Here is a 3,418-nt window from a genome sequence, read left to right on the forward strand (position 1 = left end):
CGATGGGTATAAGAGACGGGTGGGGGTGTGGTCGGGGGTGAGTCGGAGGACCTGCTGTGACCGGCCCGGGGCGACAGATTCGGACCTGGTGCCGCGGCTGGGTGCGGGAGTGCCGTGCTGGGTGCCCATGGGTAGCGGGGCATGGCCGGTGGTGGTGAGCCGGGTGGCCTGTCGTGACCGGCCCGGAGCCGCAGGTGCCGTCCATGCGCTGCGGTTGCGTGCGGGAGTGCCGTCGAGAGGTGTCTATGGGTATCGGGGCGTTGTCGGGGCGGGGGCGTGGCCGGTGGTGAGCTTGGCGGCCGGTCGTGATCGGCTGGGAGCGGCAGGTGGCGACATGTCGCGGGTGAGTCCGGAAGCGCCGCGCGGGGTGTCGACGGGTATCGGGGTGCCGTCGTGACCGGGGGCGCGAGCGGGAGTGCGCTTGGTGGCGACTCGGGTGCCCAGGTGGGTGCGGAGGGGCTCGCGCGGGTCTTCCTCACCCGGGTCGTCGAGCCGGGGGACGAGGTCGCCGGGCGGTGGATCCGGGAGCGCGGGGCCCCGGAGGTGGTACGGCGGCTGCGGGACGGCGGGCCGATGCCGACCGGGGTCACCGCGACCCGGTGGGCCGGCCTGTGCGCACGGGCCGCACGCGCCGAGCCCGAGCGGGATCTCGCGGTCGCGCGGGCGGCGGGGGTGCGGTTCGTGTGGCCCGGCGAGCCGGAGTGGCCGGGCCAGCTCGACGACCTCGGGGACGCGCGGCCCACCGGACTGTGGGTGCGCGGGCGGCCCAGCCTGCGGATGTGGGCGCTGCGGTCCGTCGCCATGGTGGGAGCACGGGCCTGCACCGAGTACGGCGCCCACATGGCGGCCATGCTCGCCGCCGGGCTCGCGGAGCGCGGGTGGGTGGTGGTGTCGGGTGGCGCGTACGGGGTCGACGGGGCCGCGCACAGGGGTGCGCTCAGTGCGGGCGGGGCCACCGTCGCCGTACTGGCCTGCGGGGTCGACCGGCCCTACCCTCGCGGCCATACCCAGTTGATCACCAGAATCTCCGAACAGGGCCTGGTGGTCGGCGAGTTGCCGCCCGGTGACCATCCGACGCCGAGCCGGTTCGTGATGCGGAACCGGGTGATCGCGGCCCTCACCCGGGGAACCGTGGTCGTCGAGGCCGCGCACCGCAGCGGTTCGCTCGTCACGGCGCGGGTGGCGCAGCGGCTGGGGCGGTTCACGATGGGCGTTCCGGGACCCGCCACCGGCGGGCTCTCCGCCGGTGTCCACGAACTCCTGCGCGGCGAGGCGACGCTGGTCACCGACGCCGCGGAAATCGCCGAGCTGGTCGGCGACATGGGTGAACTGGCGCCGGACCGGCGTGGGCCGGTGCTCCCGCGCGACCTGCTGGAACCGGCGGCACAACGCGTCCTGGCCGCGCTGCCCGCACGTGGGACGGCGACGGTGGACGACATCGCGCGGGGTGCCCCGACAGCCAGGGACGACGCGGTCGCCAGACTGTACGAGCTCCGATCACTTGGTTACGTCGAACGACACGACGACGGCTGGAAGTTGACACGCCAGGCGATGATCTCCGTCCGGTCCCGCCAGGACGGGTGCTGACCGAGCGTGTTCGGCCGTCCGGGGGACGCCCGACGCCCTTGGGAATTCCCGCAGTTGGTCCGCTCCGATGGTCACACAGGGCTACGGGCGTGACTCAGGGGGGCGGCAAGAGGAACGTATCTGCGTACGCGCTGTCCCCCCGGCCTCGCACACTGCGACACCCCAGTCACGCTACGCTCACGTGGATTCCGGCGCAGACCGGCAGTCGGACAGGCAATTCGACCAGACGGGTAATTCGACATCAGACCGCGACAGACCGACGGCCCACCCGGCCACTCCTCCAGACACCACCGGTTCACGGCAGAACGGCACAAGGCGACGTATGCCCCAGCACACCTCCGGGTCCGACCGGGCGGCGGCCCCACCGGCAGCCCGCGACGGCGGTAACGTGCGCCCGCCCGCTCCCTCGACACTCGACGAGCTGTGGCGTTCGTACAAGGCGACGGGTGACGAGCGGCTGCGCGAGCAGTTGATCCTGCACTACTCACCGCTCGTGAAGTACGTCGCCGGCCGGGTGAGCGTCGGGCTGCCGCCCAATGTCGAGCAGGCGGACTTCGTCTCCTCCGGGGTGTTCGGACTGATCGACGCGATCGAGAAGTTCGACATCGAACGGGAGATCAAGTTCGAGACGTACGCGATCACCCGTATCCGGGGCGCGATGATCGACGAACTGCGGGCGCTGGACTGGATTCCGCGGTCCGTGCGGCAGAAGGCGCGCAACGTGGAGCGCGCCTACACCACGCTGGAGGCGCGGCTGCGGAGGACACCGACGGAGGGCGAGGTGGCCGCCGAGATGGGCATCGCGGTCGACGAACTCCACGCGGTGTTCAGCCAGTTGTCGCTGGCGAACGTGGTGGCGCTGGAGGAACTGCTGCACGCCGGGGGTGAGGGCGGCGACCGGCTCAGTCTCATGGACACGCTGGAGGACACCGCCGCCGACAACCCGGTCGAGGTGGCCGAGGGCCGGGAGCTGCGGCGGTTCCTGGCGCGGGCGATCAACACGCTGCCCGACCGGGAGAAGACCGTGGTGACCCTGTACTACTACGAGGGGCTCACCCTCGCGGAGATCGGCAACGTGCTGGGTGTGACCGAGAGCCGGGTCAGCCAGATCCACACCAAGTCGGTCCTCCAACTGCGCGCGAAACTGGCGAGCTTCGGCCGCTGACCCGGCCCGACCTGGCCCTTCCGGCGCCGGGTGACCGGACTCTCTCCCCTCCGGGGCGGTCCGTCCGTAGAGTGGTCGGCGTGCCAAGGATTCGAGCGGCCTCCGTGGCCGAGCACCGGTCGATGCAGCGAGCCGCCCTGCTGGACGCGGCCAGGTCACTGTTGTCCGAGGGCGGGACGGAGGCGCTGACGTTTCCGGCCCTGGCCGAGCGGACCGGGCTCGCGCGGTCGTCCGTCTATGAGTACTTCCGGTCGCGGGCGTCCGTCGTCGAGGAGCTGTGCGAGGTCGACTTCCCGGTCTGGGCGGCCGAGGTCGAGGCGGCGATGGCCGCGGCCGAGGGGCCCGAGGGCAAGGTCGAGGCGTATGTCCGCCGGCAGCTCGCCCTGGTGGGTGACCGGCGGCACCGGGCCGTGGTGGCGATCTCGGCGAGCGAACTGGACGCGGGGGCGCGGGAGAAGATCCGGGCCGCGCACGGGGGGCTCGTGGCGTTGGTCGTCGAGGCGTTGCGGGACATCGGGCATGAGCAGCCCCGGATGGCCGCGATGCTGTTGCAGGGGGTCGTCGACGCGGCTGTGCGGCGGATCGAGTTCGGGGTCGCGGAGGATCCCGCGGTGATCACCGATGCGGCCGTGGTGATGGCTCTGCGGGGTGTGCGGGGCTGAGGGG

The 3,418-nt window shown here is 72.3% G+C and carries 3 protein-coding genes; all 3 read left to right on the forward strand.

Translation table 11 applies throughout. The features are described 5' to 3' along the window. Positions 1–393 precede the first annotated feature (393 nt). Entirely contained in the window at positions 394–1,587 is a 1,194-nt protein-coding gene (dprA, locus tag AOK08_RS41460) for a DNA-processing protein DprA (RefSeq protein WP_055535698.1), read from the forward strand. A gap of 322 nt (positions 1,588–1,909) precedes the next feature. Continuing rightward, positions 1,910–2,752, forward strand: coding sequence for an RNA polymerase sigma factor WhiG (gene whiG, locus AOK08_RS41465; protein WP_055535700.1), 843 nt, complete (start codon positions 1,910–1,912; stop codon positions 2,750–2,752). Between the two features lie 104 nt (positions 2,753–2,856). After that, a complete protein-coding gene (locus tag AOK08_RS41470; RefSeq protein ID WP_055535702.1) occupies positions 2,857–3,414 on the forward strand; it encodes a TetR/AcrR family transcriptional regulator in 558 nt (185 codons plus the stop codon). Positions 3,415–3,418 lie beyond the last annotated feature (4 nt).

The organism is Streptomyces graminilatus (assembly GCF_001418565.1).
In the GTDB taxonomy this organism is placed as follows: Bacteria; Actinomycetota; Actinomycetes; order Streptomycetales; family Streptomycetaceae; genus Streptomyces; species Streptomyces graminilatus.

Coding starts and splice junctions, on each gene's coding strand:
- whiG (WP_055535700.1), top strand. CDS start 1,910: ATGCCCCAGCACACCTCCGGGTCCGACCGGGCGGCGGCCCCACCGGCA.